The organism is Marinomonas sp. 15G6-16, assembly GCF_055809555.1.
This window is the reverse complement of record NZ_CM147916.1, coordinates 1920953-1947796: the sequence shown is the minus strand read 5'-3', so window position 1 is coordinate 1947796 and position 26844 is coordinate 1920953. Positions and strand designations below refer to the sequence as shown.

Below are 26844 nucleotides of genomic sequence, written 5' to 3'. Positions count from 1 at the left end.
GCCCTAGACAACCCTTAGTCTAAAGAGCTATTCCCTTTTGGTAATTTGGCCATTTCAGCACGCATCCAAGTGTCCATTTCCTCATGTAACGCTGAGGTTTTCTTCCCTTCAGACTCAATAACAGAACCAATCACAACTCGGATTGACCCAGGAAATTTACGCCAGCGTCTACCAGGCCATGTATAGCCAGCATTATGAACAACAGGTAAAATCGGCACATTAGCAGACGTCGCCAACATTGCTGCACCTTTATTAAAGGCTTGCTCTTCGTTTGGCGCAATGCGAGTGCCTTCAGGAAAGATAAGTACAGAACGACCATCTTCTAATCGCTCTTTACCTTGACTAATGATTTGCTTAAGAGCATTGGTTCGCTGAGAGCGATCAATCGCAATCGGCTTCACCATGCGCAACCCCCAACCAAAAAATGGTACAGCAAGCAGCTCTTTTTTTAATACAGTTGAAACCGCGCCATAAGCACCTGCAGAACATAGGTTTCCCATTCGCTTTGATGGTTTGCCACTAAGACAACAGGTCGATTTTTATCAATATTCTCTCGCCCTATTATTTCTACCTTCACGCCACACAGAAGACGAAACGCACACAACAAACCTTTGTTATGTAAATTTAACACTGGTTGACGTGCATTTTTAGGCAACAACAGCGTAGCAAGAGGAGCAAGAGCGCCGAACAAAATCGTTGAAACTGCATAATAAGCAAAGAAGACAATTGAACCTATCCAAGATCTTGCTGATTCCCAAACACTCATTAACACCGCACTCCTTTTCTATTTTTCCAAGTATTTTTGCTTCTGCTTCAGAGGGTTAGCATACATAGCCAACACGGTTTCTCTGATATTTTCAGGGCAAGTTTCAAGGTAACTTGAGAAAGCACTATCCGTTGACGGCAAACCTTGCTGTAAAGCATAAGCCGCTTCGTTGGTTGACTGTATCGCATAATTTGTAATGATCTGACGATCCACTTCCGCCACAAACTCTTCTGGCGTTTCAAAGCTATCGTCCATAACATCACCAAAGGTTACAACCACTTTGCCTTTTTGGCCGACAATACCATTTTTAATACTGTCGATATCTTCGAACTCTGCCTTTTCGTAATTGCCCGTTGTCGACTTCTGATACAGCTCTTGCGCCTTATCAAAGGCACAAGGGTCGTATTCGTAAGAAATCGACACAGGAACAATCTTCAAGTTTGCCATCGCACTGGAAAAAGGGATTTTCTCTTTCTTTTGGCTCATGTAAAACATCTTGATAATCGCAGGGTCCGTTTGGTCTAAGCCATCCTTTGCACGACCCTCTTTTTGCGCAATCCAAATATTCGTCTGCTCTTTCATCAAGGATTCAGAAATGTAAGCAGACAACTGACCAAACGCTGCCATCATTTCACGAATACCATTAGCAGAACGCTTCACGATAAAGCTTTTGTTCAGACGCATAAGATCCGACACAAAAGGACGTCGTAGCAAATTATCACCAATCGCAATACGCACTGTATTTAGGCCAGCCATATACAAGCCATAATTGACAAAAGCTGGATCCATAGCGATATCTCTATGGTTCGACAGGAACAAATAACCTTGGTTTTTATCAAGCTTTTCAATACCACGATATTCAACATTGCTTGTAGTTGTCTTGATCATACGTTCCATGTAACCCGCAACGCGCATTTGGAACTCATGAACATTCGAGATACCGCTAATCTGGCGCTTCAAAGCCAGCTTCACTATAAACGACAAAGGCCCATGAAAAACCTTAGGCCATTTGGAAAAACGAAAACCAATAATGGTGTTTATAAAGTCTGGTGTTTCAACCAGGTTATTCAGTACCTCCGCAACTTCGTTGTCATTGTAAGGGCGTATATCGTGAAACTGATCCATTGATTTTTCCAACAATAAAAAACTATTCTGTTTTTTGTTATATAAAAGTCAGCGTTACAGGGTTTGAATATCAAACCCTAACGCTTCTAGCTCTGCACGTTTTGACGTTGACGTCACCACTGCAATGTTTTCATTTTCTTTAACCAAGTAGGTTTTCGCTACTTGCTTAAGCTGCTCTATCGTCACCGCTAAAATTTTAGCGCGGAACGCTTCTCGGTAAGCCAAGCTGCGTCCATGTAATTGCACATAAAAATCACTCTGCGCTTCACCAGCTGGTGAACCAGGTTTATCCATAGAACCAATCACACCCAAAATCGCTTCTTCCAAAGCTTCTTCTGTGTGTTCTTCGTTCAGCATCCAATCAATAGAAGCGTCAAAATCCGCCAAGGTTTCTGTCAAACGCGGATCGCGATAAGAATAGAAACGGAATGAACCTGTGCTGCCATCAAAGCTCGCACCGCCACCGTAAGCACCACCTTGTTCACGAATCGCGCGATGTAAGAAGCCATTACGTAAGAAGCCGCCCAATACTGTAAGAGCGGCCACATCAGGATGCTCACCAGATTCAGTACGGAAAGCCTTACTGCAAAAACTTACCTGTGTTGACGTTAACCAAGCCAACTTCACTCTTGAATCAACAGGCTTCAGCGCAAATTTACTTGCTTCCGTTCCTGCTGGTAAATCGGTGAAAATAACACGCACATCCGCAAGGATAGCGGCTTCATGTTGAGGTTCTGCGACAAGAAGAAGCTGCTTATTCGCTTTAAGTAACTTACCGTGCAAGCGAGCAAACACAGCCAATACATTATGCACCGCGTCATCACTTGCTTTCATGGCATCATCAAGTGCAATCGCAGAGCGAATACCGGACATACCGCCCCATGCTTCTTGCTGTGCAGCCAAACCGGAAAGCGCACTAGACGCAGCGGTCATCGCCAAGGAATGACCTTGACCTGTAATAGATTGTTCTCGACGTGCACGACGCTGAGCCACCAGCTCTTTTACTCGAGCCACTTCATCAAATCGAACCGACAACATAGTATCTTTCAGCAATTCACTCATTGCTTTGACATTCGGTACTAAAGCTTTCGTTGATAAAATAAAGTAACCATTTAATGACTGGCGATCTTCAATGGTTGCGCGGATCGAGTTCGACGCACCCAAACCGCCACACACTTGCGCTTGACGCTCTTGAACCGTCAAATAGTCAGACTCGCCAATCCCCAACTCCGTCATCATGGAAGAGAACAAAGGCAAATACGCAATTTCTTCTTCGTCTAATTCTGGTAAATCAATGACCAACTGCTGGTACACCAAACCATTGGTGCCTTGAGGGTAGAAAGTGATTGGCAAGTCTCCTGCCAATTTTTGGTTATCATATTCTGGCAAGCGAGCAGGAACATCTTCTAAGCCGACTTTCGGCAGAATGCTCATGTCATCCACTTGAGATTGACGTGCTTTCAAAGCCGCACTTTGTTCAACGATGCGCTGTTTTTCTTCATCAGATAACGCTGATTTTATTTTGCTTAATCTGTCTTTCTCTGCCGCATTTCTACGTGTTTCAAGCGCATCATCTGGGCTTAACGTCAAAGTTACGCGATGTGCGTTAGACAAGAGTAAGGTTTTAATCAAATTAGGAATGTAGTTTTTGTCTTGGACTTTTTCACGCATTGCCTCAATCACTGGATCTAAATCCAACTGAGCAATCACGTCACCGGAATGCACCGCTGTCGATAAACCAGCCAAAATCAGCTGTAAACCATAAGGGTATCCGCCGCCACCAATTTCGCGCTGACTTAGCTCTAACTGATGCAACATGGCATCCACAGACTCTTGCGGCACGCCTTTCTCTGCAATGTCTTCTAACGTAGAAATGATCAGTGCTTCCACTTTGGTCGCGTCTTCTTTTTTAACGCCTTCCAAACCACACATAAAACTCATTTCTTTGTTCGAGTCTTCTAATCCACACAAAGGTGACGGCGCTCGTCCTAAATCAGAGTTTTCCAGTACACGGCGCAATGGCGATGCACTGTTATCCAATAACACACTCGATAATAGTTGTGCTTCAAACTGTTGGTTCAGATCAGTGCTTTCACCTAACAACCAACCAACAACCACATGGCTGCCATCTTCTTTCACTTCGTCAGCGGCGTAGCCTTCTTCAACACGAACAGGCGAGAAATAACGTTTCGCATTAGGAACAGTAACTTGCGTATCTAAGCGTTCAAAACGACTCAAGACTTTGGCTTCGAATTCTTCTTGCAAGGTGTCTGCAGGAATATCACCAAACGTCATAAAGACAGCATTAGAAGGATGGTAATGTATGCGATAGAACGCCAAAAGATCATCGTAAGATAAATCAGGAATATCCGTTGGCTCACCGCCAGAGTTGAAATGGTACGTATTGTTCGGGAACAAGTACTTTGTCAGCGTTTGCCACAAGACAGACGTCGTAGAGCTCATCGCGCCTTTCATCTCATTGAAAACAACACCCTTGAAGGTTAAATCCGATTCTGTGTTTTCTGGCTCAGCAAATTCAAGACGGTGACCCTCTTGAGAAAAGTCCAAAGGATCTAAACGAGAGAAAAACACCGCATCCAGATACACGTCCAAAAGGTTATGGAAATCTTTTTGTTCTTGCTCGCGAAAGGGTAAGCCGTCCAGTCGGATGATGTGAAAGCGTTCATAAAAGTATTCAATGAACGGCGAATCATCATGAAGAAAGGGTCACGAACAGGGAAACGTTCTGAACCACACAATACTGTGTGTTCGAGAATATGCGCAACACCACAAGAATCCGTCGGAACGGTTTTTAAACCGACAAGAAAAACGTTTTCATCATTCTCTGACGCAATATGAAAATGCTTAGCGCCAGTCACCGTATGTTCGAATTCCTGTACTGTAACGTTAAGAGCATCAATAAACTCACTGCGAAGAAATGTAAACGCAGGATGTGCCTTGATATTGGTCATTATCTACCTCAATAGAATTAGAATGCGATGACAATAATGTTTGGGACTGCTTGGATAAACTCAAGTCAGTAAAGTGGCGGGATTATAGCAAAAATATGGCTTTTACTGCACGAAATAACATGAAAGCTTTCTATTTTAGCGACAAAAAAGTCTAGCGTTTCTGATGTTTTTCCCAGTCATCTAAGCGCGCTTTTTCAGTCTTCTTCAATAACACATACACGGCACCTAAACCGCCGTGATATCGCTGAGCACTATGGAACGCCATCACAGCATCCAGATCTCGTAACCACTTGTTTATATGGCTTTTTAACATGGCTCGACTCTCAGGGTCTGGCGTTCGCTCCCCTTTGCCATGCACAATAATCGCGACGCGAATATCGTTGCGCATACAATCATCCACAAATTGATAAACCTGCTCTCGGGCTTGAGCCACTGTGTGATTATGCAAATCTAACCTAGCCTCAATGCCGTATTTGCCCTGACGAAGACGTTTAAAAACACCATCTTGTACACCAGAGCGTTTATATTCCAGCACGTCGTTAGGCTCAACCTTCTCTATGTAATCTTGGGAAAGATGGTTCTTATCTGCTTCTTTTGCAATCATCGCCGCTTTCTGGCGCTCTTCAAAGTCCACCTGCGGGCCTTTTTTTGCAAGGTACACTTCGCTTTTATCAAGCGGCTTAATGCCTGCCACTTCTTGAGCAAACAAAGATGTCTCATCATCTGCCATCGTTATTCACCTCAAATACCATTCATCACACTCATTAAGACCGCCAAAACAGAAAAAGGCTCCCAAAGGAGCCCATTAAAGATTTCTCAGCTTTTCGCTTAATTAACATACCTTAAGATGCGTGAATTATAACAGCATAACCAAGCCACAGCACAGATTGTCAGCATTTTTCGGAAAGTCGATTCTTTCTCCGTTTTCTCAACAACCAAATGGCGAACAGTCCAGGTGGTGACCAAATCAAAGGCAGGATAAAAAGTTCTTCAACAAAACCATAGCCTGCCCTTGTTATTCCTAACCACATATTCACCAATGAGACTGCGCTCCAAAGTACAAGATACACCTCAAGCCTCATAATGCGGGAAACCAGACTTACCTGTTTCGTCTCCAATACAAGGAAAAAAGCCAAGAGCGCAAAACCACCAAGAATCATATTTAAGGAGTGCATGATTACACTAGGCCGCCATTTGCACGAAGCGTTTGACCATTAATCCAACCACCATCTGAGCCAACAAGAAAAGCAATGCTTCCCGCAATATCACTTGGTTTACCTAAGCGCTCAAGCGGACTCATTTTACTCATACGCTCAATGACTTCTTGTGGCTTACCTTCTAAAAACAAATCCGTCGCCGTTGGTCCAGGAGCCACCGCATTCACCGTAATATTGCGACCACGCATTTCTTTCGCCAAGATGCCTGTCGCCACTTCAATCGCCCCTTTTGTCGCAGCATAAACACTGTAGTTTTCCAGTTTTAATCCCACCACTGTCGTGGATAAATTCACCACTCGGCCACCGTCATTTAAATGCTGAGCCGCCGCTCTTAGAGCATATAACGAACCTTTTAAATTGATATCAATATGCTGATCTATCACTTCATCCGTTACAGCCGCCAATGGCCCTAGCGCCATAACACCCGCATTATTTATCAGAACATCTATACCGCCAAATTTCGCTTTAATATCAGTGAACATACGATCCACTTCGGCGGAACTTGCCATATTTGCTTGAAAGATCGCTGCAACACCATTACTCGCTTCAATTTCCTTTTGCACCGCTTCCGCTGCTTGCTGGTTACTGCTGTAATTAATCGCCACAGCGAAACCGTCTTTCGCTAAACGTTTTGCCACCTCAGCACCAATACCTCGTGATGCTCCCGTCACCAATACAACTCGCTGATTATTTGCCATATCCTCTTCTCCACTTGTTTTGCTGATTACTTTATATGGAAGGCTTTTCCAACCTTGCCAAGAGAAACATCAGACTAACACTTTAGATTTTTCGGATAATTACCTAATATTCGTTATCAGAATCCGAAAATAGCAAACAATTATGGATAGAATCGATGCAATGCGCGTTTTCACACGCGTGCTTGAAAGGCGCAGTTTTACTCTCGCTGCCAAAGATTTGGATCTGCCTCGTTCAACCGTCACAGATGCCATCAAAAAAATAGAGCACAAACTGGGTGTTCGTTTACTTGAGAGAACAACGAGACAAGTCACGCCTACGTTAGATGGTGAGGATTTCTATCATCGCTGCTTATCTATAATCAGTGATGTGGAAGATGCGGAAAGCACCTTCTCAGGACACAACCCAAAAGGCCTATTACGGGTCGATGTGCATGGCACACTTGCTCGGCATTTTTTACTGCCTGCTCTTCCGACATTTTTATCACGCTACCCAGACATAGAACTCTATATGAGCGAAGGTGATCAGCTCGTTGACCTCGTTCGTGAAGGCATAGATTGCGTACTGCGAGTTGGCCAACCTCAAGCAGAAGATTTGGTCGCAAGAGAAATCACACAGTTGAATGAAGCCACTTTAGCGGCACCAAGTTATCTAGAAAAGTTTGGTACACCTCACCATCCAGACGACATAGCAAGACACAAGATGATAGGTTTTCGTACAACAGGAAGCCGTACTCCTATGCCATTAGAATTTATGATGGATGGTAAGATCATCACTCAAAAGCCGACAACATCGCTCATGGTCAACTCAGCAGAAACGCTTATATCCGCAGCAAAAATGGGCCTAGGCATCATTCAAGCGCCTAAATATCATGTCGAAAAAGAACTAGCGAATGGCGAACTGGTCGAACTGATTCCTAACCATCCACCAAGCTCTTCTCCCGTTTGCATTCTTTATCCGAGAAACCGAACACATTCCCCAAGAGTAAAAGTCTTTATTGAATGGTTAGAAAGTCTGTCTTTTTAAAAGCCTTTTGAAAAGGCAGAACAAGCATCAAGAGCTCTTCAAATTACTCGGCAAGAATCAGATGGCATAGCGAAAACAATTGTGATCAGATAATCCCTAAGTAGCAAAAGAGCGAATATCAGAATGACCATGCCCTCCGAACAAGACATGATCCTAGCAGTGGCAAAAAGAAATTCTCTGTTTGATGGCGTATTCTATTACGGCGTCATCACAACAGGCATATTTTGCCAACCATCTTGCTCAACAAAACAAGCCTACCCAGATCATTTGAGATTCTTTCCCGACATAGAATCGGCTATGACTATGGGGTTTCGTCCCTGCAAACGTTGTCATCCAGCGGGAAACGACCCACGCCATCAAGAAGCCATTGATCTGGCCAGACACATAGAAAAACATGCCGAGGAAAAGATCACTTTGGAATCCCTCAGTAAAGTCGTGAAACTTTCCCCATCACGCTTACAAAAAGCCTTCAAAGATACTTTTGGCATTTCACCAAAACACTATCAAGATGCCCTAAGAATGAAAAAATTTAAACAAAACCTAAAGCAAGGAAGCCAAGTAACAACAGCCATTCATGCATCAGGATTCAGTTCAGACAGTCGAATCTATGGAGAAACATTAAGACAGATAGGCATGACGCCTAAAACTTACCAGAAAGGAGGCATTGGCGAAGAAATTCATTATGCCTGCCGCTCAACTCAATTTGGTGTCTTGCTCATGGCCGCCACAGAAAAAGGCGTTTGCTGTGTTCAATTTGGCGATGACCAAGGCCAGCTTATCCAGCAATTACACGAAGAGTTCCCAAGCGCCGATTTGAAAAAATCCCCAGCACAAGATTCCATCCAGCTAGACCATTGGATCGAGGCTCTGGATCAACACATCAACCACAATGCTCCTCGTCCAAACATTCCCTTGGATATTCGAGGCACGGCTTTTCAAATGACAGTTTGGCAGTTTCTCACTCAAATCCGAGAAGGAGAAACCATGACCTACAAAGACGTGGCTGAAAAAATAGGCAAGCCCAACGCCGTCAGAGCGGTTGGTACAGCCTGCGGAAAAAACCGCATTGGCGTCTTAATACCCTGTCATCGAGTATTAAGAAGCGACGGCGGATTAGGGGGTTATCGCTGGGGATTAGAAAGAAAACAAACCTTATTAAACAATGAGAAATAGGAGTCCAATCTATGACACATCCTTATGACCGACTGACATTAGACAATGGCGCTACTTTTATTTTCACGCCTTGCCCCGGTACAAAAGAAGCTGACTTAGCGTCTTCGATTCACACGCTCAAAGAAGCAGGCGCGGATATCATTATCAGCATGTTACCCAATGATGAGATTGCCAAACTAAAAGTCACCGAGCTTGGCAAAGAAACAGAACAACAAGGCATGATTTGGTACCAACTGCCTGTGGAAGACGACCACGCTCCTGAGCAAGACTTTTTCAACGCGTTTAGTCCAGTCAAAGAAGCAATACTTGGTCATTTAAAAGAGAAAAAGACCATTGTGATTCATTGCCGTGGAGGGACAGGACGCACAGGCATGATGGCGGCGATATTATTGCTGGAATCTGGATATCAGTGGGAACGCGCTAAATCTCTCGTCCAATCCATTCGCCCGACATCTTTGACGATTCCAGCGCACGTGGCCTTTCTTGAAGAGCAATATGGTTTTTAACTGCCTGTTATTCGCTCACGACCAAATGAAGGATAAGCCCAAAACAGGAGCTTATCCTTCACAAGAATAGGTTACGCCAGCTACAGACAACATCGCTTCGCTTCCTTTGTTCCAAAAGCGCACTTTATCATCTGTATATTGCGCGCCAGACGCCGTCGGCTGGCGCTGTAAAATACGCGTTTGTTCACTTGCCGTAAGCTCTATGGTTTCAGGCCCAACGAAACGAAATTGAACCTCTCCGATTTGATCGCATTGATACCGATTTATCTTGCTTAAGCCTTTATCAATGGGTTTTTCTTGAGGCGACATTTTGACTAATTTAAGTCGCTGCTCGTTATTAGCGTCATAAACCACCAGCCCTTTATGCTCTTGCCATTCGTATCTGGAAGCATCTTGTAACGCAGCCAGAAAACGTGATTCTTGCTTTCCGATTGCCGGAACACAAGCTCGACGTGTCGACACAGCCTCGCTAACAATAAAGCGCCCTTGCTCAGTATCCACATTTGCACTGTAGCGATTACAGCCAGTAAAACCAGCGATTCGCCCTTCAGCACCGAACTCAACCGTCATCATGCTACTGTCAATAATGCCCGCTTGATCAATGTCTTCGACTTGCCATGAACCAGATAAAAGATCTTCATGTAAAACGGCTAATGTAGATTCGTCTGTGTCTTCCGATATAGCGCTGCATCCGACCAACTGAATACTGGCCAGCAATACTCCCAACAACATGCTTTTTGGCATTTTCTATCCCTAGAAATAATATCTCTTCACAAGCTAAGAGTGGCGGATTTACCAACCACTCATTAAAACAACTACTTAACCTGATATCTCAGTAACACTTCATTATCGAGCACCACGTTGCTCGACCAAATAAACTGAGCGCCTGCGCCACTGAACTGATCAATAAAGTTCATATAACTGCGCTTATTATCAACACCTATATCGTCTTCACTGTATAGCGTTGCTTGCGGCCAAGTGCTGTCGTCGAAGTCTTCACTCAACCAATCTGCCGGAACAGACCAATGCACGCCATACACTTCACTTTGATCATCTTGCCCTCGCGTTTGGCAACTCTTGGATAGTCGAGCACCAGCTTCTTCACTCAAACAGCTCAGATCATAAACAGGCGAGGTATAAAAGGTTTGCGCTTGCCAATCATCATTGGTCACTGTGCCATCACTAAAGCTAGCAATAAAACCGCCGTCTCCTGGATGATACTTGGTGCCGCGATTACGTTCTGAGCCGAGGCCTAAATTTTCTTCCCAATCAATAACTTTCACCGCCAAAGTGTAAGGCTTATTGACTTTAAATTTCACGATGCTGGAGTTAAAAGGAGTGAAAGGAACGGAATCGACACCAATCAGCTTGCCATTTACGTAAAGCTCAAAATAGTTATCCGCAAAGATATAACCCGTCACCACTTCTCCATCAGGATCTACTTCCACAGCAGGAACGGATGCTTCATCAACTTGCGCTAAGCCAGATGGTGTAATTTGGTGGCATTCCTCATATAAATCGTTTGCCTTTGTCCCAGACTGAAACAAGTTCGCTGCCGGAACCGTCCAGACTTTACCCTCTTGATCGGTTATTTCGCCTACTGGCGAGGGGCGACTATAACCATTGGAACAATCAAATAAGTTGGACACTAACGTGGTTGCGCCGCCTTGAGTCAGGCTGCCTGTGCCTTGATAAGATGAAGTTGAACTGGCGACCGCCAATGCAGGAAGTCCGAGGCCTAACATCACCACAGACAATATAGAACCCATTTGATTTTTCGACATACACATACACTCCCTCTAAACATTCTGATCCGCGCAACAAGCGAAACGCTAACTGACATGAAGTATAACGAGGCATCCGTAAATCTATGTCAGCGAATCTTTGAATTGCGTAAAGATCTCAACTCATTTAAAACACAAGCAGCGTTTCTCGGTTCACTTAACTTCCTTTAGCTAGGATTTGCCTCATGCACTACATGAAGTTTATTGCCGTCCAAATCTCGACAGTAAGCGCCATAATAATGTGGTCGATAGCGATAATCTGGCGCACCTTCGTCTACGCCACCAGCAGACAAAGCGGCTTGGTAAAAGCGATCAACCGCTTCATTGCTCGATGCCTGAAAGCTAATTTGCACGCCATTACCTACCGTTGCAGGCTTTTTATTAAAAGGCGTCAAAACCCAAAAACAACTTGAACCGCCTTTAGAGCCATAACCAATTTCACCTTCCACAGTCATGGTACGCACCATATCAATAGTGCCAAGCACTTCATCATAAAAAGCCCCTGCTTTCATGAGATCATTGGTTCCTAGCATTGCGCCTAATAGCATTTTGTTATCCTGTTCTAATGTAAATGATTAGTTTAAACGCCCTAAACGAGCATACAAACGCTCAAACAAGGCACCGGATTGCAGCGTTAAACAGCGTTGCTTTAACGCTTCTTTATCTGAGTCGCTAAAGGTGTCATATACCGAATCCATCAAGGTTTGCTTTGCTTCATCTGAGATAAACGCCGCTTCCAGCGCACACAAGGTGATGTCCAAAAGCTCGACCCGCGAGAAGCCAAACACCTGTTCCGCGATTTGATACTCTTTACCAATGTCCGTACCAAACAAGCCTGCATCGTCTGTATTGATGGTAATACGTACGCCTCGTTCGTAGATTTTTCTAAGAGGATGATAATCAAGAGATTGGTTAAATTCAGGTACCAGAATTCGATTGCTGCTTGGCGAAATCTCAAGCGTGATATGGTTTGCAATCAATTCATCCATCAAAGACTCATCCTTGATCGCCGCGATGCCATGACCAATGCGCTTCGCGCCACAAGCTAAAGCACTGCGAATGCTTTCTGGCCCGCAAATTTCGCCCGCGTGATAAGACTTAGATAATGGAATTTCCTCAACAAGATCATGCACATAATGAAAGTCAGAAAAGTGTCCCGCCATTTCATTACCCGCAATATTAAACCCGGTGATCATTGAGCGCGGATTATCTTTAATGAAACGCACACTGCGCTCAATATCGGACAGATCAAGATGGCGTACGGCGCATCCATGAAGTCGCGTTTCCGTACCGAATTCGGCTTTCACATCAAGGATCGCCTGATCAATGGCATCCATGATGTCATGATATTTTCTGCTGTCTAACTCCGAGCTTCCGTCAGACAACTCAGTAAAACAAAGATGATGAGCAGAGGTAATCAACTCACAATACACCATGCCTTTTTGCGAATTTCTAGATAAATAATCTTTTGTGACAAGATAGTAATCATCTGGCTCACGAATCAAATCCGCCACAACATCGTACGTTCTAATGAACTCACCAAAATCCGACTCATCGTATTGATAGCGACCATTCGGAAAATCCACCGCATCATACTCGCCTTCTTCATACAGAAACCCGACAGGCAAAGAAACACCGTACTTCTTCGCCAACACCAACGCCAACTCAGGCGTCACCGAGCCTTCAATATGCTCATGTAAAACAACTTTAGGTAAATTCATCATAAGAGAAAGGGTAACTTAATTGGACGCGACAAGGCGAGAGGAAGCGAATATTTTCTATCGTGAAAAGTTACGCGTTCTTAAATACAAAGGTGAAAGCGCTATACAAACAGAGGAAGTCACGATTGCCCCAACTCCCAAACATTGAAGCAAAGACAATTGCTCTCCTAGAATAAAGAAACTCACAATCGCTCCCATCACAGGCTCACCACTCGCCATGACACCATAAACATGAGTCGGTAAATTACGCAGTGCAAACATCTCTAACATCAAAGGAATAGCACTAGACAATAACGCAATCAATACAGCGAAGAGCAATAAATGAATGTCTAATAACTGAGTAATGAATACGCCATCTCCTGCTGGTATTACAACTAATGAGGCAAACACCAAACCTAATGGCGGCGCCTTATTTCCAAAGTATTTACCCGCTCTCTTTCCCATTAAGATATACGTTCCCCAAAAAAATGCCGCCACCAGCGCATAGAGCAGCCCTTCTACATCAAGATTCTCCACTTGTGCTGACTTTGGCAACAATAAATAAACGCCTATTGCCGCTAACAAAATCCACACATAATCCAATCGGTGCTGGGAATAAAGCGTCGCTACACACAAAGGACCAATCAGCTCAACCGCCAATGCCACACCAACGGGTACCGTTTTGATCGACATGTAAAAAAACAAATTCATTCCAGCGACGGTTATCCCATAGGCAAATATGGTGAGGAAATTGTCACGAGTAAAACGTACTCGCCAAGCCTTTAATCCAAAAAACAAAATGACTGCCGACACAGATAAACGCAGCACAGTGACATTTTCTGGAGTGAATACAGAGAACATAGATTTAGCCAATGCGGCGCCTGCGGTAATAGATACAATAGCCATCAACAGCGCCGCCAAAGAAGCCACGAGTTTGAACGAGGGTGAAGTCGTCATCATAAGTTAATCTCTAATAGGTCGAAGAAGATGAGATAAAATTTATCAGTTTGAGGTATATTTCTAAGTCGTATTTCACTTAGATTTGATAATTTTTATCAAAATCCCGCTAAGAAAGGCTAAAAACTGATGGACGCATTAGATAAGAAGATCCTCGAACAGCTGCAAATAGATGCCAAAGCTTCCATGAGCTTGATTGCCGAAAAAATCGGCCTGTCAGAACCTGCTTGCTATCGCCGAGTGAGACAACTGCGCAGCAGTGGTGTTATTGAAAAGGAAATGGCCATCGTCAAACCCAAAACCATGGGTTGGCCTCTAAGCATGCTCGTCATGATCACCTTTGAAAGAGACCACAACGCCATCATAAACAGCTTCCTTGCTCGGGTTAACAAGGAGCCAGAAGTGCTCGATTCTTGGTGTGTAACAGGCGATCATGATGTGGTGCTGCAAGTACTGTCTACCGACATGGAAGCCTTCGATGACTTTGCCAACCGCGTACTGCACAAAGACGACAGCGTGAAATACTTTCGCACCCTAGTGGTACTCAAACACGCCAAAGCCAACAGCCCAATACCGCCGGCTGGGTAGCTGCTCTCAATCAAAGTAAAAGCACGAAGATTTTATACTACCCGCTCAACAAAAAAGCCCCGCATTAGCGAGGCTTTTAAGCTATTTCTAAACGAGCTGGAACAACCTTTTAAGACAATCCTCAGAACGGGATATCATCATCGAAATCGTCGAAGTTTGGTGCTTGCTGTGGTTTAGGTGCCGCTGGTTGCTGCGGTGCCTGTCTAGCTGGCTGCGCTGCTTGTGGCGGACGCTGCTGTGGTGCAGCTTGAGCTGGCGCTTGTTGAGGTGCATTGCCCCAGCTACCAAAAGATTGTGGTTGTGGTGCCGCTTGAGCGGGTGCAGCCTGTTGTGGCTCTTGACCATATCCACCTTGTGGCTGATTAAAGCCTTGTGGCGCTTGTTGAGGTGCTGCCGCTGGCGCTTGACCATAACCGCCTTGCTGAGGTGCGGCTTGTTGTGGCGCGCTGTTGCCATAACCACCTTGAGCTCCACCGTCGTTACGGCCATCTAACAATTGCATTTCGTTGGCAACGATTTCTGTTGTGTAACGTTTGATGCCGTCTTTTTCCCACTCACGAGTACGTAATGAACCTTCTACGTAAACTTTAGAGCCTTTCTTGATGTAATCACCCGCGATCTGACCAAGACGGAAGTTACCACGGTCCATGAATGAAACACGGTGCCATTCTGTACGTTCTTGCATTTGGCCAGTTTGCTTATCACGCCAGCTTTCTGTTGTTGCTAAGTTAACGTTTGCAACCGCAGCGCCGGATGGCATAAAGCGTACTTCGGCATCATTGCCGGCATTACCTATCAAGATTACTTTGTTTATTCCACGGGCCATGACCTAGTTCTCCAACTAAAAAGTAAAATAATGTTTTTCTAAAGAGCAATTTGAGGCGCCAGATGCTTCAAACTCTCTTTATCTAAGATCTTTTTATCAACTTTAAGATAAGCGGTTTGCTCATCTTTGAATATTTGCATACCTTCCACTCCTTGGATTTTAATAAGTTGATCCGCCAACTTAGTTATTTCTGTTTCGGTCATATTGGGTAAGCTGAACGCAAGACTGCTTAGCTGACGAGGTGCTGCTTGCGCTAAAGCAACCAGTGACCAAGCTAAGAAGACAACACCAACCACCCAGAATATGCCGCTGTTTGAATAGTTCTGCAGTAACCAACCACCGCCGACACCACCCAAAAAAGAACCTATAAATTGATGTGTCGAAAACACACCCATTGCCGTGCCACGATAACCCACTGGAGCTTGCTTGCTTATTAAGGAAGGCAATGTCGCTTCCAATGCATTAAAGCCAACAAAATAGCCCCAAAGTAAGACACCAAACAACCAAATAGAATGTGTCCATTGTAACAAGATCGCACTTGCGCCCAATAGCATAAGCACAAAAACTAAAACGCTTTTCATTTTGCCTTTTGATTCGGCAATAATCACCAATGGTAACATACCTACAAAGGCAAAACCCATGACGGTTAAGTAGAGCCAGCTGTGTTGAGACAGGGGTAAATCAAAGTGCTCAATGAGTAAGTTTGGTATCGTTATAAATAACGCGGTTAAACTGGCATGCAACAATAATACGCTGACATTCAAAAAGCCTAATCGCTTATCTTTCAACACTTCCCCTAACGCGAGCAAGCTCGGAGTCGTATCTCGGCGAAAGGTATGTTGAACAATATTTGGTACCGCAAATAAGATCAGTCCAATTCCCAGTACAGATAGAGCAAAGGATAAATAAAACAACCCTGAAAGGCCGACTAAAGAGAATATCCAAGGCCCCAATACTAGGGAAATCATAAAGGAAGCACCAATACTAATGCCAACAATGGCCATGGCTTTGGTGCGGTTTTGCTCACGCGTCACGTCACTTAATAACGCCATGAGAGTACTCGCAATGGCGCCTGCGCCTTGTACCGCTCGACCAACAATTAAGGTGTTTATATCGTCGGCATTAGCGCAAATCAAACTGCCTATGGCAAATAGGATTAAGCCAATAATAATGACAGGCTTGCGCCCTATTTTATCGGACCACATGCCCATGGGAATTTGCAGGCTAGCTTGTGTCAAACCATAAATGCCAATGGCGGTGCCAATTAAAGCTGCGTCGGCACCAGTTAAACCGTCTGCGGCAACACTAATGACAGGCATAATCAGGAATAAGCCTAGCATTCTAAATAGATAGATCAGCGCTAAAGCAAAGACTGAACGACGTTCAAGTAGATCCATAAGGAAGTTACAACCACTTAACTTAGGGGTTAAGGAAAAAAGATAGCCATTTTACTCAAAATACCGTTGAAGCTCCATTTCAACTACTGTAAAAATAGACAGTTATTTAAATTACTGACAGATTTATCTCTGTTGATCAATTTCACTTGGGAGACTCATGGATACCATTACGATACGCGGGGCCCGCACCCACAACCTAAAAAATGTGGATTTAGACATTCCAAGAGACAAACTTGTCGTCATCACAGGTTTATCTGGCTCGGGCAAATCTTCTCTCGCTTTTGACACCTTGTATGCCGAAGGCCAACGCCGCTACGTAGAATCCCTATCCACTTACGCTCGACAATTTTTATCTATGATGGAAAAACCAGACATAGACCATATTGAAGGCTTGTCTCCAGCCATCTCTATCGAGCAAAAATCCACGTCTCACAACCCTAGATCGACAGTAGGCACCATCACTGAGATATATGATTATTTGCGCTTGTTATTTGCTCGTGCAGGACAACCACGTTGCCCTGATCATGGCGAACCGTTAGAAGCGCAAACCATATCACAAATGGTAGATAAAATTATATCTCTACCAGAGGAAACAAAAATGATGCTGCTCGCTCCGATCGTCAAAGATCGCAAAGGTGAGCACTTACATACCATCAGTGATTTGTTATCCAAAGGTTTCATTCGTGCGCGCATTGACGGCATTGTTGTGGATTTAGATGACGCGCCAACACTGGAGAAAAACAAAAAGCACACGATTGAAGTGGTGATCGACCGCTTTAAAGTACGCTCTGATTTGCAACTAAGATTAGCGGAGTCGTTTGAAACTTGTTTAGGTTTGTCTGACGGAATCGCCAAAGCCATTAATATGGATGACGAGTCTGAAGAGTATATCTTCTCCAGTAAGTTTGCTTGCCCTGTTTGTGGCTATAGCCTAACCGAGCTGGAACCAAGGCTGTTCTCTTTTAATAACCCGAATGGTGCTTGTCAGACTTGTGACGGTCTGGGTACTCACCAAATGTTCGACCCTGATCGCATTATTCAAGATCCAACGCTTACTTTGGCAGAAGGCGCCATTCGAGGCTGGGGACGACGCAGCATTTTTTACTATCAACAACTTAGCGCTTTAGCAAAGCATTACGGTTTTGATATTGAAGCCAAATACCAAGATATTCCGGACAACTTCAAAAAGCGGATTTTACAAGGGTCAGGTAAAGACAAGATAGACTTCGTTTATATCAATGAGCGTGGAGACAAAATGACACGTTCTCACTCCTTCGAGGGTGTTATTCCAAACCTTCAACGCCGCTATCACGAGACCGAATCAGACAGTGTTCGCGATGATTTATCCCAATACATCAGCATACAGCCTTGTCCAGATTGTCACGGCGCTCGACTGAATCGCTCAGCTCGACATGTTTTCATCAATGAACAGACGCTACCTGAAGTTGTTACTTACCCTATCGCCGAATGCTTAAGCTATTTTGAGAATCTTAATTTACCAGGCGCCAGAGGTGAGATCGCGTCTAAAATATTAAAAGAGATTCGTGATCGACTGACCTTCTTGGTCAATGTCGGTTTGGACTATCTCACTTTAGATAGAAAAGCAGATTCATTGTCTGGTGGTGAAGCTCAACGGATACGCTTAGCAAGCCAAATTGGCGCTGGCCTTGTTGGCGTCATGTACATTCTGGATGAACCTTCCATTGGCCTTCACCAGAGAGACAACGAACGCCTGATTGCAACCCTTACACGATTACGAGACTTGGGAAATACCGTGATTGTTGTAGAACATGATGAGGACGCTATTCGTGTCGCGGACTTTGTCGTCGACATAGGCCCGGGCGCTGGTGTTCATGGCGGGGAAATTATTGCCAGCGGAACACCGCAAGACATTATGAACTGTGAGAAATCCATTACAGGTCAGTATTTAGTTGGCAAACGCAAAATTGAGATTCCGAGTATTCGCCATAAGGCAAAGGACAACCAATCATTGAACCTCATTGGCGCCGTTGGCAACAACCTCAACTCTGTTGATTTAAATATCCCTGTCGGTGTAATGACCTGTGTTACAGGTGTTTCTGGCTCAGGCAAATCCACCTTAATAAACGGAACATTGTATCCACTTGCCGCAACGGCATTAAACGGTGCAACCACACTAAAAGCCGCGCCTCATGATCGAATTGAAGGGTTAGAGTTATTCGACAAATGTGTCGATATTAACCAGAGCCCAATTGGTCGTACTCCTCGCTCTAACCCAGCGACGTACACGGGCATTTTCACTCCTATGCGTGAGTTATTCTCTGCTACACAAGAAGCTCGCTCTCGTGGCTATAAACCTGGCCGCTTTAGCTTTAACGTCAAAGGTGGACGCTGTGAAGCTTGTCAGGGTGACGGGGTAATTAAAGTAGAAATGCACTTCTTACCCGATGTGTATGTCCCATGTGACACCTGTAAAGGGAAACGCTACAACCGAGAAACATTAGAGATACTCTATAAAGGCAAAAACATCCATGAGTGTCTAGAAATGACCATTGAAAATGCTCGTGAGTTTTTTGATGCTGTACCTTCGATTGCTCGCAAACTACAAACGCTCATTGATGTGGGTCTTGGCTACATTCGCCTGGGGCAAGCGGCTACCACCTTATCGGGTGGTGAAGCACAACGTGTTAAGTTGGCAAAAGAGCTCTCTAAGCGAGATACAGGAACAACCTTATACATTCTTGATGAGCCAACGACTGGACTGCATTTTGCGGATATAGAACAGCTGCTGAAAGTACTTCACAGATTAAGAGATCACGGCAACACTGTTGTTGTCATTGAACATAACTTGGATGTTATTAAGACTGCTGATTGGATCGTAGACTTAGGCCCTGAAGGCGGAAGTGGTGGTGGTTACATCATTGCGGAAGGTACACCTGAAGAAATAGCTAAATCTGAGAAATCTCATACAGGTAGATTCTTAAAAGATATGCTGAACTAGGTTATTAATTTCAAACTCTAAAATGACAAAAAGGCTGATGAATTGAGTTTCATCAGCCTTTTTTTGACCTTTAAGTCACTTTGAGTAATAAATTTCAGCGAAAAAAAAGCCGAGCATAAGCTCGGCTTTTTTATTACAAACTGATATTACTCAGCGGCTTCTGTAACTGGTCGATCGACCAATTCAACGTAAGCCATAGGTGCGTTGTCACCTGCACGGAATCCACATTTTAGAATGCGAACATAACCGCCAGGACGAGCTTGGTAACGAGGACCAAGTTCAGAGAACAATTTACCTACTGCATCTTTGCTACGAGTACGAGCAAAGGCAAGGCGACGATTCGCTACGGAATCAACTTTCGCCAATGTGATTAACGGCTCAGCAACACGACGTAATTCTTTTGCTTTAGGCAACGTAGTTTTAATAACTTCGTGCTCAAACAAAGAAGCAGCCATATTTTTAAACATCGCTTTACGATGTGAGCTAGTACGGTTTAAGTGACGTCCACTCTTACGATGACGCATTTTACATTCCTTACCAAACTACGGTGGTCAGGGAACAATGACCTAGCGAGCTAGAACTTTGCTATCGTCTTTCAAACTAGCTGGTGGCCAGTTTTCTAGACGCATTCCCAAAGACAAACCACGCTGTGCTAAAACATCTTTGATTTCAGTTAACGACTTCTTACCTAGGTTAGGCGTCTTAAGAAGCTCAACCTCAGTACGTTGAATCAAATCACCGATGTAATAAATGTTCTCTGCTTTTAAACAGTTAGCACTGCGAACGGTCAACTCAAGATCATCAACCGGGCGTAGCAAAATTGGATCAATTTCATCTTCTTCTTCTTCAACAGGTGCTTCACTTTCGCTTTCAAGAGCGACGAATACGGCAATCTGTTGTTGAAGAATAGTTGCTGCTCTGCGAATTGCTTCTTCTGGATCAATTGTGCCGTTAGACTCAATGTCTAGGACCAATTTATCCAAGTCAGTGCGTTGCTCAACACGAGCATTGTCAACACTGTAAGCAACACGACGAACAGGGCTGAATGAAGCATCCAGTTGCAAGCGACCGATAGGACGAGTCTCATCGTCGCCGGCAGTACGGGCATCAGCAGGCTCATAACCACGACCACGCGCAACTTTGATCTGCATAGATAACTCTGCAGTATCATCTAAATGCGCAATTACATGGTCAGGATTAGCGATCTCTGCATCAGAAACCAACTGGATATCTCCAGCCGTTACGACACCAGGACCCTTTTTACTTAGAGTAAGAGTTGCTTCATCTTGCCCGTGTAGAGCGATCGCAACTCCTTTCAGGTTAAGAAGAATCTCAATTACATCTTCTTTAACCCCTTCGATTGCGCTGTATTCATGTAATACACCGTCGATTTCAACTTCAACAATCGCACAACCTGGCATAGAAGATAAAAGAATACGGCGTAGCGCATTACCCAAAGTATGACCAAAACCACGTTCTAGAGGTTGCAGTGTAACTTTAGCTCGGCTATTCCCTAACTCTTGCACTTCAATGTTGCGTGGGGTTAACAATTCGCTCACTGAACGCTGCATAGATCCACCTATTTCTTAATCCTAATTACCGGCTTACTTAGAGTAAAGCTCGACAATTAGGTTCTCATTAATTTCAGCTGATAAATCGGCACGCTCTGGAAGCGCTTTATAAGTTGCTTCCAATTTGGTTGAATCAACCTCGATCCAATGGATCGCTGCACGACTTTTAGATAGCTCTAGTGCGCTTTGAACACGCAATTGCTTCTTAGCTTTTTCACGGATAGACACAACATCACCAGCTTTAACTTGGTAAGATGGAATGTTAACCGTAGCGCCATTTACTAGAATGCCTTTATGGCCTACTAACTGACGAGCTTCCGCACGTGTAGAACCAAAACCTGCGCGATAAACAACGTTATCCAAACGAGACTCTAAAAGTTGTAACAAGTTTTCACCTGTTGCGCCTTTAAGACGAGCCGCAGATTTGTAGTAATTACGGAATTGTTTTTCAAGAACACCGTACATACGACGTACTTTTTGTTTCTCACGTAATTGTAAGCCGTAATCAGAAAGACGACCGCGACGTGCACCGTGCACACCTGGAACTGTTTCTGCTTTACATTTCGACTCAAGAGCGCGTGAACCGCTCTTCAATTGCAAGTCGGTACCTTCACGACGAGACAACTTACAAGTTGGACCTATATAACGAGCCATGTATCTGTCTCCTCAATTAAACGCGACGTTTCTTAGGTGGACGACAACCATTGTGTGGAATTGGCGTCACATCTGTGATGTTATTGATACGCAAGCCCAATGCATTCAATGCACGAACTGCGGACTCACGACCTGGACCAGGGCCCTTGATCATTACGTCAACGTTTTTAAGGCCGAATTCTTGAGCGACAGCACCGGCACGTTCCGCTGCTACTTGAGCTGCGAATGGTGTACTTTTACGAGATCCGCGGAAACCAGAACCACCTGCAGTAGCCCATGAAAGAGCGTTACCTTGGCGATCAGTGATTGTCACGATCGTATTATTAAATGATGCATGTACATGAGCAACACCGTCGACGACCGTCTTTTTGACTTTCTTCTTGGTGCTGCGCGTTGCTGGCTTAGCCATATTGCACTTTCCTATTTAATGCTCAGCTCTAACCTAATAATATGGTTAGAGCGAAACGCGTTTAAATTACTTACGAATTGGCTTACGTGGGCCTTTTCGTGTACGAGCGTTCGTTTTGGTACGTTGACCACGAACAGGTAGGCTGCGGCGATGACGGATCCCGCGGTTGCAACCTAAGTCCATCAAACGTTTGATAGACATGCTGACTTCACGACGCAAGTCACCCTCTACAGTGTACTTACCAACTTCACCACGAAGTTCATCAAGGACATCATCACTTAATGAACCGATTTTCGCAGTTTCAGCAACACCCGTAGCTGCACAAATAGCGCGTGAACGAGTGCGACCAATTCCGAAGATGTAAGTCAGAGAAATGACCGCATGTTTATTGTCAGGAATATTGACACCGGCTATACGAGCCATCACTTTACTCCGTTGTTATAGATGATTAACTAATAAACCATCACTTTACTTTCATGAGGGCGGCTGATTATGCCTATCTTTAGGCCATAAATCAACCACCCTTTCCTATCATTGAGAAACTCGCAATTAGCCTTGACGTTGCTTATGACGAGGCTCAATGCAAATCACTCGAACTGAACCGTTACGACGAACGATTTTGCAGTTACGACAGATTTTCTTTACAGATGCACGTACTTTCATGTTCACTCCAACCTATGTTTATCACATAAGGCCATTTGGACCATAGCCAGTCAGATTAGATTTCTTCATTAATGACTCGTATTGCTGACTCATCAGATGGCTTTGAACTTGCGACATAAAGTCCATGACAACCACTACTACGATCAACATAGAAGTACCGCCAAAGTAGAATGGAACATTCCACGCAACAACAAAGAACTGAGGCATCAAAGACACTAGAGTGATGTACAAAGCACCAAACAATGTCAAACGGGTCATTACACCATCAATATATCGAGCTGTATGATCACCTGGACGAATACCCGGCAAAAAAGCACCGGACTTTTTCAAGTTATCTGCTACATCTTTAGGGTTGAACACTAGCGCTGTGTAGAAAAAGCAAAAGAAAACAATTGCAATTGCAAACAACAACACATAGAGCGGTTGCCCTGGAGCGAGAGCCAAAGAAATATTTTGCAACCATTCCATACCCTCACCTTGACCGAACCATTGGCCGATCGATGCAGGGAACAAAAGGATACTTGAAGCAAAGATTGGAGGTATTACACCAGCCATGTTTACTTTAAGTGGCAAATGACTCTTTTGTGCAGCAAACACTTTTTTGCCTTGCTGTCTTTTCGCGTAATTAACAGTGATACGACGTTGACCACGTTCAATGAACACGACAAACGCAACCGTAGCAATCGCTAAAATACCGATTAACAGCAAAGCTAAAATATTAATATCGCCTTGACGAGCCGATTCAAAAGACTGAGCTAAAGCTGAAGGAAGACCTGCTACGATGCCGGCAAAGATTAGAATGGAAATGCCATTACCAATGCCTTTTTCTGTAACCTGTTCTCCCAACCACATCAAAAAGACAGTACCAGCCACAAGAGTAACAACAGCAACGGCATAGAATTCCATACCTGTACTGAATGATATACCCTGACTTGCAAGGCCAACCGACATACTAGCCGACTGAACCAACGCAAGAAGGACGGTACCATAGCGAGTATATTGAGTAATCTTACGACGACCCGCCTCACCTTCTTTTTTCAACTGCTCTAGCTGCGGACTCACAACCGTCAATAACTGCATAATAATAGAGGCAGAAATATAGGGCAGAATACCAAGCGCAAAAATACTCATACGCTCTAACGCGCCCCCTGAGAATACGTTAAATAAACTCAGAATTGTGCCTTCATTTTGATCAAACAATGCAGACAACCTATCAGGGTTAATTCCTGGGACAGGGATATGTGCACCAATTCGGTATACAATAATTGCTAAAAACACAAAGCGAATACGAGACCAAAGCTCGCTTAATCCGTTTTGCATCCCAGCAGGTAGTGAGCCACGCTTTGCCATTTATTCCTCGACTTTTCCGCCAGCTGCTTCAATAGCAGCACGAGCACCTTTAGTCACTTTAAGACCACGAACGGTAACAGCTTTGTCGATAGAACCAGACAAAATTACACGTGCAGTTTTAATTTGGTGACCAAGAATGTCGGCGCTTTTAAGAGCAGCTAAATCTACAACTTCAGCATTTACAGCAGCAAGCTCGTTTAGACGAACCTCAGCAACATACTTCGCTTGACGTGAAGTAAAACCAAATTTTGGCAGACGTTTCTGCAAAGGCATTTGACCACCTTCAAAACCAGGTTTTACTGAGCCACCTGAGCGAGACTTAAGACCTTTATGACCACGTCCGCCAGTTTTACCCAAGCCGCTACCAATACCGCGACCAACACGTTTAGGAGCATGTTTGCTACCTTCGGCAGGACTAATTGTATTTAAAAACATATTACTCTCCTACCACTTTAACCATGTAATAAACTTTATTAACCATACCACGTACCGCTGGTGTATCTTCCAACTCACGAGTTTGGCCAACTTTGCGTAAACCCAAACCTTTTACAGTTTCACGGTGCTTTGGAAGACGACCGATCGGGCTACGGGTTAGTTGAACTGTGATGGTATTATTCGCCATAACACATTACCCCAAAATTTGATCGACTGACTTACCGCGTTTAGCCGCGATTTGCTCAGGCGCTTTCATATCCTGCAAACCTTTGATCGTAGCGCGAACTACGTTTACTGGGTTTGTAGAACCGTAACATTTCGCCAATACGTTGTGCACACCAGCGATTTCAAGAACCGCACGCATTGCACCACCGGCGATAACACCAGTACCTTGAGACGCAGGTTGCATGTAAACTTTTGAAGCACCGTGAGATGCTTTAACAGGATACTGAAGCGTATCGCCGTCAAGTTTTACAGAAACCATATTGCGACGTGCTTGTTCCATAGCTTTTTGAATCGCTTGTGGAACTTCACGCGCTTTACCGCGACCAAAGCCAACTTTACCATTTCCATCACCGACAACTGTTAAAGCTGTGAAAGAGAAGATACGACCACCCTTAACAACTTTAGCAACGCGGTTTACTTGAACTAGCTTCTCTTGGAGGTCGCTAGTTTGTTGATCATTAACAGCCATTTGCTACCCCTTAAAACTCTAGACCGGCTTCACGTGCAGCGTCAGCAAGAGCTTGAACGCGACCATGATATTTGAAGCCAGAACGGTCAAAAGCGACCGAAGTGACACCTGCTTCTTTAGCGCGAGTAGCGATCAAAGTACCAACTTCTTTAGCTGCTGCTTTGTTACCAGTCGCTGTACCACGAAGAGCTTCTTCAAGAGTAGAAGCACTAGCTAGTACTTTACTACCGCAAGGAGAAATCACTTGAGCATACATATGGCGAGGCGTGCGATGTACAGCAAGACGATTCGCACCTAAGTCACGAATATGCAAACGAGCACGACGTGCACGACGAATCCGAGATTGTTTTTTAGTGTTCATGAATGCTTACCTACTTCTTCTTAGCTTCTTTACGACGAATAATCTCGTCAGCATAACGAACACCCTTACCTTTATAAGGCTCAGGCGGACGGAAACCGCGAACTTCTGCAGCAACCTGACCAACGGCTTGTTTATCAATACCGCGAATCACGATTTCTGTTTGAGAAGCACATTCAGCTGTTATGCCTTCAGGTAGTTCGTAATCTACTGGATGAGAAAAACCCAGAGAAAGGTTCAGTACTTTACCTTTAACGGCAGCACGGTAACCAACACCTTGAAGAAGCAATCTTTTTTCGAAACCTTGGCTAACACCAACAACCATGTTGTTAACTAAAGCACGAGTTGTACCAGCTAAGGCACGGCTTTGTTTTGCACCATCGCGTGGAGCGAAAGTGATTACATTTTCTTCTTTAGACACTTGAACGCTTGTGTGAACATTAAACTCTAAAGAACCTTTACCGCCTTTAACAACGACAGTTTGGCCATTTAGTGTCAAATCTACACCACTAGGAAGCGTCACGGGACTATTAGCAACTCGAGACATACTAACTCCTAGAATACTGTGCAGATTACTTCGCCACCAATACCAGCAGCACGAGCTGCACGGTCTGTCATCACACCTTTAGAAGTAGAGATGATAGCAACACCAAGACCTGCTTCTACTTTAGGAAGTGAAGTAGTACCTTTGTATTGACGCAAACTTGGGCGAGATGCGCGTTTAATTTGTTCGATAACCGGCTTACCTTCGTAATATTTCAATTCGATAGTAAGAGTCGGTTTCACTGCTTCGTCTACAGAGAAGTCACCTACGTAACCTTCTTCGCGTAGAACTGCAGCGATAGATGCTTTCATTTTTGATGAAGGCATGCTCACAGATGTCTTTGAAGCCATCTGTGCATTACGAATACGTGTAAACATATCCGCAAGGGTATCTTGCATACTCATTTAAGAGCTCCTAATTTAAAAAACCATTGTGCAGCAAATAGAGCTCGCG

General features: G+C 44.3%; 30 protein-coding genes and 1 pseudogene. 5 read left to right on the top strand and 26 right to left on the bottom strand.

Annotated features, from left to right (window positions below; all coding sequences use genetic code 11):
• Window positions 1-14 precede the first annotated feature (14 nt).
• From AC0L46_RS09430 to AC0L46_RS09405, 6 genes and pseudogenes are all read right to left on the bottom strand, one after another.
• Complete coding sequence (locus tag AC0L46_RS09430) at window positions 15-500, bottom strand: lysophospholipid acyltransferase family protein (RefSeq protein WP_473503127.1); 486 nt, start codon at window positions 498-500, stop codon at window positions 15-17.
• Entirely contained in the window at window positions 449-766 is a 318-nt protein-coding gene (locus AC0L46_RS09425; protein ID WP_473503125.1) for a lysophospholipid acyltransferase family protein, read from the bottom strand. Before AC0L46_RS09425 ends, AC0L46_RS09430 begins: the two co-directional genes overlap by 52 nt.
• An 18-nt stretch (window positions 767-784) precedes the next feature.
• Window positions 785-1891, bottom strand: coding sequence for a 1-acyl-sn-glycerol-3-phosphate acyltransferase (locus tag AC0L46_RS09420; protein ID WP_473503123.1), 1107 nt, complete (start codon window positions 1889-1891; stop codon window positions 785-787).
• A 54-nt stretch (window positions 1892-1945) separates the two neighbouring features.
• Window positions 1946-4863: pseudogene (locus AC0L46_RS09415) on the bottom strand (insulinase family protein).
• Window positions 4864-5014: 151 nt separating this feature from the next.
• Complete coding sequence (gene smrA / locus AC0L46_RS09410) at window positions 5015-5593, bottom strand: DNA endonuclease SmrA (protein ID WP_414682734.1); 579 nt, start codon at window positions 5591-5593, stop codon at window positions 5015-5017.
• 447 nt (window positions 5594-6040) lie between these two features.
• The gene (locus tag AC0L46_RS09405) at window positions 6041-6778 is read right to left on the bottom strand and encodes an SDR family oxidoreductase (protein ID WP_473503121.1); all 738 of its coding nucleotides are present in this window, start codon (window positions 6776-6778) and stop codon (window positions 6041-6043) included.
• Between the two features lie 142 nt (window positions 6779-6920).
• Between AC0L46_RS09405 and AC0L46_RS09400 the strand changes: the two genes are divergently transcribed.
• The 3 genes from AC0L46_RS09400 (at window position 6921) to AC0L46_RS09390 (ending at window position 9481) form a co-directional block, all read left to right on the top strand.
• Window positions 6921-7802: a LysR family transcriptional regulator gene (locus AC0L46_RS09400; protein WP_473503119.1), complete on the top strand. Its 882-nt coding sequence runs from the start codon at window positions 6921-6923 to the stop codon at window positions 7800-7802.
• 123 nt (window positions 7803-7925) lie between these two features.
• Complete coding sequence (gene ada / locus AC0L46_RS09395) at window positions 7926-8975, top strand: bifunctional DNA-binding transcriptional regulator/O6-methylguanine-DNA methyltransferase Ada (RefSeq protein WP_473503117.1); 1050 nt, start codon at window positions 7926-7928, stop codon at window positions 8973-8975.
• Window positions 8976-8986: 11 nt separating this feature from the next.
• Entirely contained in the window at window positions 8987-9481 is a 495-nt protein-coding gene (locus AC0L46_RS09390) for a phosphatase domain-containing protein (protein WP_473503115.1), read from the top strand.
• Window positions 9482-9532: 51 nt separating this feature from the next.
• On the opposite strand, the gene AC0L46_RS09385 is transcribed toward AC0L46_RS09390, so the two are convergent.
• From AC0L46_RS09385 to AC0L46_RS09365, 5 genes are all read right to left on the bottom strand, one after another.
• Window positions 9533-10225 (bottom strand): META domain-containing protein, encoded by a 693-nt coding sequence (locus AC0L46_RS09385; RefSeq protein ID WP_473503113.1) that lies wholly within the window; start codon window positions 10223-10225, stop codon window positions 9533-9535.
• A 71-nt stretch (window positions 10226-10296) separates the two neighbouring features.
• Window positions 10297-11265, bottom strand: a complete 969-nt coding sequence (locus AC0L46_RS09380) for a hypothetical protein (RefSeq protein WP_473503111.1) — start codon at window positions 11263-11265, stop codon at window positions 10297-10299.
• Window positions 11266-11432: 167 nt separating this feature from the next.
• Window positions 11433-11813, bottom strand: a complete 381-nt coding sequence (locus tag AC0L46_RS09375) for a VOC family protein (protein WP_473503110.1) — start codon at window positions 11811-11813, stop codon at window positions 11433-11435.
• 27 nt (window positions 11814-11840) lie between these two features.
• The gene (add, locus tag AC0L46_RS09370) at window positions 11841-12989 is read right to left on the bottom strand and encodes an adenosine deaminase (RefSeq protein WP_473503108.1); all 1149 of its coding nucleotides are present in this window, start codon (window positions 12987-12989) and stop codon (window positions 11841-11843) included.
• Window positions 12990-13043: 54 nt separating this feature from the next.
• The gene (locus AC0L46_RS09365) at window positions 13044-13925 is read right to left on the bottom strand and encodes an EamA family transporter (RefSeq protein ID WP_473503106.1); all 882 of its coding nucleotides are present in this window, start codon (window positions 13923-13925) and stop codon (window positions 13044-13046) included.
• Window positions 13926-14108: 183 nt separating this feature from the next.
• On the opposite strand from AC0L46_RS09365, the gene AC0L46_RS09360 reads away from it, so the two are divergent.
• A complete protein-coding gene (locus AC0L46_RS09360) occupies window positions 14109-14510 on the top strand; it encodes an Lrp/AsnC family transcriptional regulator (RefSeq protein ID WP_473503104.1) in 402 nt (133 codons plus the stop codon).
• 121 nt (window positions 14511-14631) lie between these two features.
• Here AC0L46_RS09360 and ssb read toward each other — a convergent pair whose 3' ends face one another.
• Both ssb and AC0L46_RS09350 read right to left on the bottom strand, forming a co-directional pair.
• On the bottom strand, window positions 14632-15336 hold the full coding sequence (gene ssb / locus AC0L46_RS09355) for a single-stranded DNA-binding protein (protein ID WP_473503102.1): 705 nt from the start codon (window positions 15334-15336) through the stop codon (window positions 14632-14634).
• A 38-nt stretch (window positions 15337-15374) separates the two neighbouring features.
• A complete protein-coding gene (locus tag AC0L46_RS09350) occupies window positions 15375-16733 on the bottom strand; it encodes an MFS transporter (protein ID WP_317005385.1) in 1359 nt (452 codons plus the stop codon).
• A 157-nt stretch (window positions 16734-16890) separates the two neighbouring features.
• Between AC0L46_RS09350 and uvrA the strand changes: the two genes are divergently transcribed.
• The gene (gene uvrA, locus AC0L46_RS09345) at window positions 16891-19713 is read left to right on the top strand and encodes an excinuclease ABC subunit UvrA (RefSeq protein ID WP_473503100.1); all 2823 of its coding nucleotides are present in this window, start codon (window positions 16891-16893) and stop codon (window positions 19711-19713) included.
• Between the two features lie 146 nt (window positions 19714-19859).
• On the opposite strand, the gene rplQ is transcribed toward uvrA, so the two are convergent.
• The 13 genes from rplQ to rpsH all read right to left on the bottom strand — a co-directional run bounded on the left by rplQ (window position 19860) and on the right by rpsH (window position 26795).
• Entirely contained in the window at window positions 19860-20237 is a 378-nt protein-coding gene (gene rplQ / locus AC0L46_RS09340; protein WP_212653851.1) for a 50S ribosomal protein L17, read from the bottom strand.
• Window positions 20238-20279: 42 nt separating this feature from the next.
• On the bottom strand, window positions 20280-21284 hold the full coding sequence (locus AC0L46_RS09335; protein WP_347984857.1) for a DNA-directed RNA polymerase subunit alpha: 1005 nt from the start codon (window positions 21282-21284) through the stop codon (window positions 20280-20282).
• 33 nt (window positions 21285-21317) lie between these two features.
• Window positions 21318-21938 carry a 30S ribosomal protein S4 gene (gene rpsD / locus AC0L46_RS09330; RefSeq protein WP_347984856.1) on the bottom strand — a complete coding sequence of 207 codons (621 nt, stop codon included), beginning with the start codon at window positions 21936-21938 and terminating at the stop codon, window positions 21318-21320.
• 16 nt (window positions 21939-21954) lie between these two features.
• Entirely contained in the window at window positions 21955-22347 is a 393-nt protein-coding gene (gene rpsK / locus AC0L46_RS09325; RefSeq protein ID WP_414682750.1) for a 30S ribosomal protein S11, read from the bottom strand.
• Between the two features lie 66 nt (window positions 22348-22413).
• Window positions 22414-22770, bottom strand: coding sequence for a 30S ribosomal protein S13 (gene rpsM / locus AC0L46_RS09320; RefSeq protein WP_212653854.1), 357 nt, complete (start codon window positions 22768-22770; stop codon window positions 22414-22416).
• Window positions 22771-22896: 126 nt separating this feature from the next.
• Window positions 22897-23010 carry a 50S ribosomal protein L36 gene (gene rpmJ / locus AC0L46_RS09315; RefSeq protein ID WP_110577380.1) on the bottom strand — a complete coding sequence of 38 codons (114 nt, stop codon included), beginning with the start codon at window positions 23008-23010 and terminating at the stop codon, window positions 22897-22899.
• A gap of 21 nt (window positions 23011-23031) precedes the next feature.
• On the bottom strand, window positions 23032-24360 hold the full coding sequence (secY, locus tag AC0L46_RS09310; protein ID WP_317005388.1) for a preprotein translocase subunit SecY: 1329 nt from the start codon (window positions 24358-24360) through the stop codon (window positions 23032-23034).
• On the bottom strand, window positions 24361-24795 hold the full coding sequence (rplO, locus tag AC0L46_RS09305) for a 50S ribosomal protein L15 (RefSeq protein ID WP_317005389.1): 435 nt from the start codon (window positions 24793-24795) through the stop codon (window positions 24361-24363).
• Window position 24796: 1 nt separating this feature from the next.
• Window positions 24797-24982 (bottom strand): 50S ribosomal protein L30, encoded by a 186-nt coding sequence (rpmD, locus tag AC0L46_RS09300; protein WP_036163144.1) that lies wholly within the window; start codon window positions 24980-24982, stop codon window positions 24797-24799.
• 6 nt (window positions 24983-24988) lie between these two features.
• A complete protein-coding gene (gene rpsE, locus AC0L46_RS09295; protein ID WP_317005390.1) occupies window positions 24989-25489 on the bottom strand; it encodes a 30S ribosomal protein S5 in 501 nt (166 codons plus the stop codon).
• Between the two features lie 10 nt (window positions 25490-25499).
• Complete coding sequence (rplR, locus tag AC0L46_RS09290) at window positions 25500-25850, bottom strand: 50S ribosomal protein L18 (RefSeq protein WP_414682751.1); 351 nt, start codon at window positions 25848-25850, stop codon at window positions 25500-25502.
• A 10-nt stretch (window positions 25851-25860) separates the two neighbouring features.
• Window positions 25861-26394, bottom strand: a complete 534-nt coding sequence (gene rplF, locus AC0L46_RS09285; protein WP_414682752.1) for a 50S ribosomal protein L6 — start codon at window positions 26392-26394, stop codon at window positions 25861-25863.
• 8 nt (window positions 26395-26402) lie between these two features.
• Window positions 26403-26795, bottom strand: a complete 393-nt coding sequence (rpsH, locus tag AC0L46_RS09280) for a 30S ribosomal protein S8 (RefSeq protein WP_347984850.1) — start codon at window positions 26793-26795, stop codon at window positions 26403-26405.
• Window positions 26796-26844 lie beyond the last annotated feature (49 nt).

Excerpts from the sequence above, each read along its gene's own strand:
- rpsK (WP_414682750.1), bottom strand. The coding sequence starts at position 22,347 with ATGGCTAAGCCAGCAACGCGCAGCACCAAGAAGAAAGTCAAAAAGACG.
- rplR (WP_414682751.1), bottom strand. The coding sequence starts at position 25,850 with ATGAACACTAAAAAACAATCTCGGATTCGTCGTGCACGTCGTGCTCGT.
- uvrA (WP_473503100.1), top strand. The coding sequence starts at position 16,891 with ATGGATACCATTACGATACGCGGGGCCCGCACCCACAACCTAAAAAAT.
- rpmJ (WP_110577380.1), bottom strand. The coding sequence starts at position 23,010 with ATGAAAGTACGTGCATCTGTAAAGAAAATCTGTCGTAACTGCAAAATC.
- ada (WP_473503117.1), top strand. The coding sequence starts at position 7,926 with ATGACCATGCCCTCCGAACAAGACATGATCCTAGCAGTGGCAAAAAGA.
- AC0L46_RS09380 (WP_473503111.1), bottom strand. The coding sequence starts at position 11,265 with ATGTCGAAAAATCAAATGGGTTCTATATTGTCTGTGGTGATGTTAGGC.
- AC0L46_RS09365 (WP_473503106.1), bottom strand. The coding sequence starts at position 13,925 with ATGATGACGACTTCACCCTCGTTCAAACTCGTGGCTTCTTTGGCGGCG.
- rpsH (WP_347984850.1), bottom strand. The coding sequence starts at position 26,795 with ATGAGTATGCAAGATACCCTTGCGGATATGTTTACACGTATTCGTAAT.
- AC0L46_RS09405 (WP_473503121.1), bottom strand. The coding sequence starts at position 6,778 with ATGGCAAATAATCAGCGAGTTGTATTGGTGACGGGAGCATCACGAGGT.
- rpsD (WP_347984856.1), bottom strand. The coding sequence starts at position 21,938 with ATGGCTCGTTATATAGGTCCAACTTGTAAGTTGTCTCGTCGTGAAGGT.
- AC0L46_RS09350 (WP_317005385.1), bottom strand. The coding sequence starts at position 16,733 with ATGGATCTACTTGAACGTCGTTCAGTCTTTGCTTTAGCGCTGATCTAT.
- rpmD (WP_036163144.1), bottom strand. The coding sequence starts at position 24,982 with ATGGCGAATAATACCATCACAGTTCAACTAACCCGTAGCCCGATCGGT.
- smrA (WP_414682734.1), bottom strand. The coding sequence starts at position 5,593 with ATGGCAGATGATGAGACATCTTTGTTTGCTCAAGAAGTGGCAGGCATT.
- AC0L46_RS09375 (WP_473503110.1), bottom strand. The coding sequence starts at position 11,813 with ATGCTATTAGGCGCAATGCTAGGAACCAATGATCTCATGAAAGCAGGG.
- AC0L46_RS09360 (WP_473503104.1), top strand. The coding sequence starts at position 14,109 with ATGAGCTTGATTGCCGAAAAAATCGGCCTGTCAGAACCTGCTTGCTAT.
- rplF (WP_414682752.1), bottom strand. The coding sequence starts at position 26,394 with ATGTCTCGAGTTGCTAATAGTCCCGTGACGCTTCCTAGTGGTGTAGAT.
- AC0L46_RS09420 (WP_473503123.1), bottom strand. The coding sequence starts at position 1,891 with ATGGATCAGTTTCACGATATACGCCCTTACAATGACAACGAAGTTGCG.
- AC0L46_RS09335 (WP_347984857.1), bottom strand. The coding sequence starts at position 21,284 with ATGCAGCGTTCAGTGAGCGAATTGTTAACCCCACGCAACATTGAAGTG.
- rpsM (WP_212653854.1), bottom strand. The coding sequence starts at position 22,770 with ATGGCTCGTATAGCCGGTGTCAATATTCCTGACAATAAACATGCGGTC.
- rplO (WP_317005389.1), bottom strand. The coding sequence starts at position 24,795 with ATGTTTTTAAATACAATTAGTCCTGCCGAAGGTAGCAAACATGCTCCT.
- rplQ (WP_212653851.1), bottom strand. The coding sequence starts at position 20,237 with ATGCGTCATCGTAAGAGTGGACGTCACTTAAACCGTACTAGCTCACAT.
- AC0L46_RS09390 (WP_473503115.1), top strand. The coding sequence starts at position 8,987 with ATGACACATCCTTATGACCGACTGACATTAGACAATGGCGCTACTTTT.
- AC0L46_RS09430 (WP_473503127.1), bottom strand. The coding sequence starts at position 500 with ATGGGAAACCTATGTTCTGCAGGTGCTTATGGCGCGGTTTCAACTGTA.
- secY (WP_317005388.1), bottom strand. The coding sequence starts at position 24,360 with ATGGCAAAGCGTGGCTCACTACCTGCTGGGATGCAAAACGGATTAAGC.
- AC0L46_RS09425 (WP_473503125.1), bottom strand. The coding sequence starts at position 766 with ATGAGTGTTTGGGAATCAGCAAGATCTTGGATAGGTTCAATTGTCTTC.
- rpsE (WP_317005390.1), bottom strand. The coding sequence starts at position 25,489 with ATGGCTGTTAATGATCAACAAACTAGCGACCTCCAAGAGAAGCTAGTT.
- AC0L46_RS09400 (WP_473503119.1), top strand. The coding sequence starts at position 6,921 with ATGGATAGAATCGATGCAATGCGCGTTTTCACACGCGTGCTTGAAAGG.
- add (WP_473503108.1), bottom strand. The coding sequence starts at position 12,989 with ATGATGAATTTACCTAAAGTTGTTTTACATGAGCATATTGAAGGCTCG.
- ssb (WP_473503102.1), bottom strand. The coding sequence starts at position 15,336 with ATGGCCCGTGGAATAAACAAAGTAATCTTGATAGGTAATGCCGGCAAT.
- AC0L46_RS09385 (WP_473503113.1), bottom strand. The coding sequence starts at position 10,225 with ATGCCAAAAAGCATGTTGTTGGGAGTATTGCTGGCCAGTATTCAGTTG.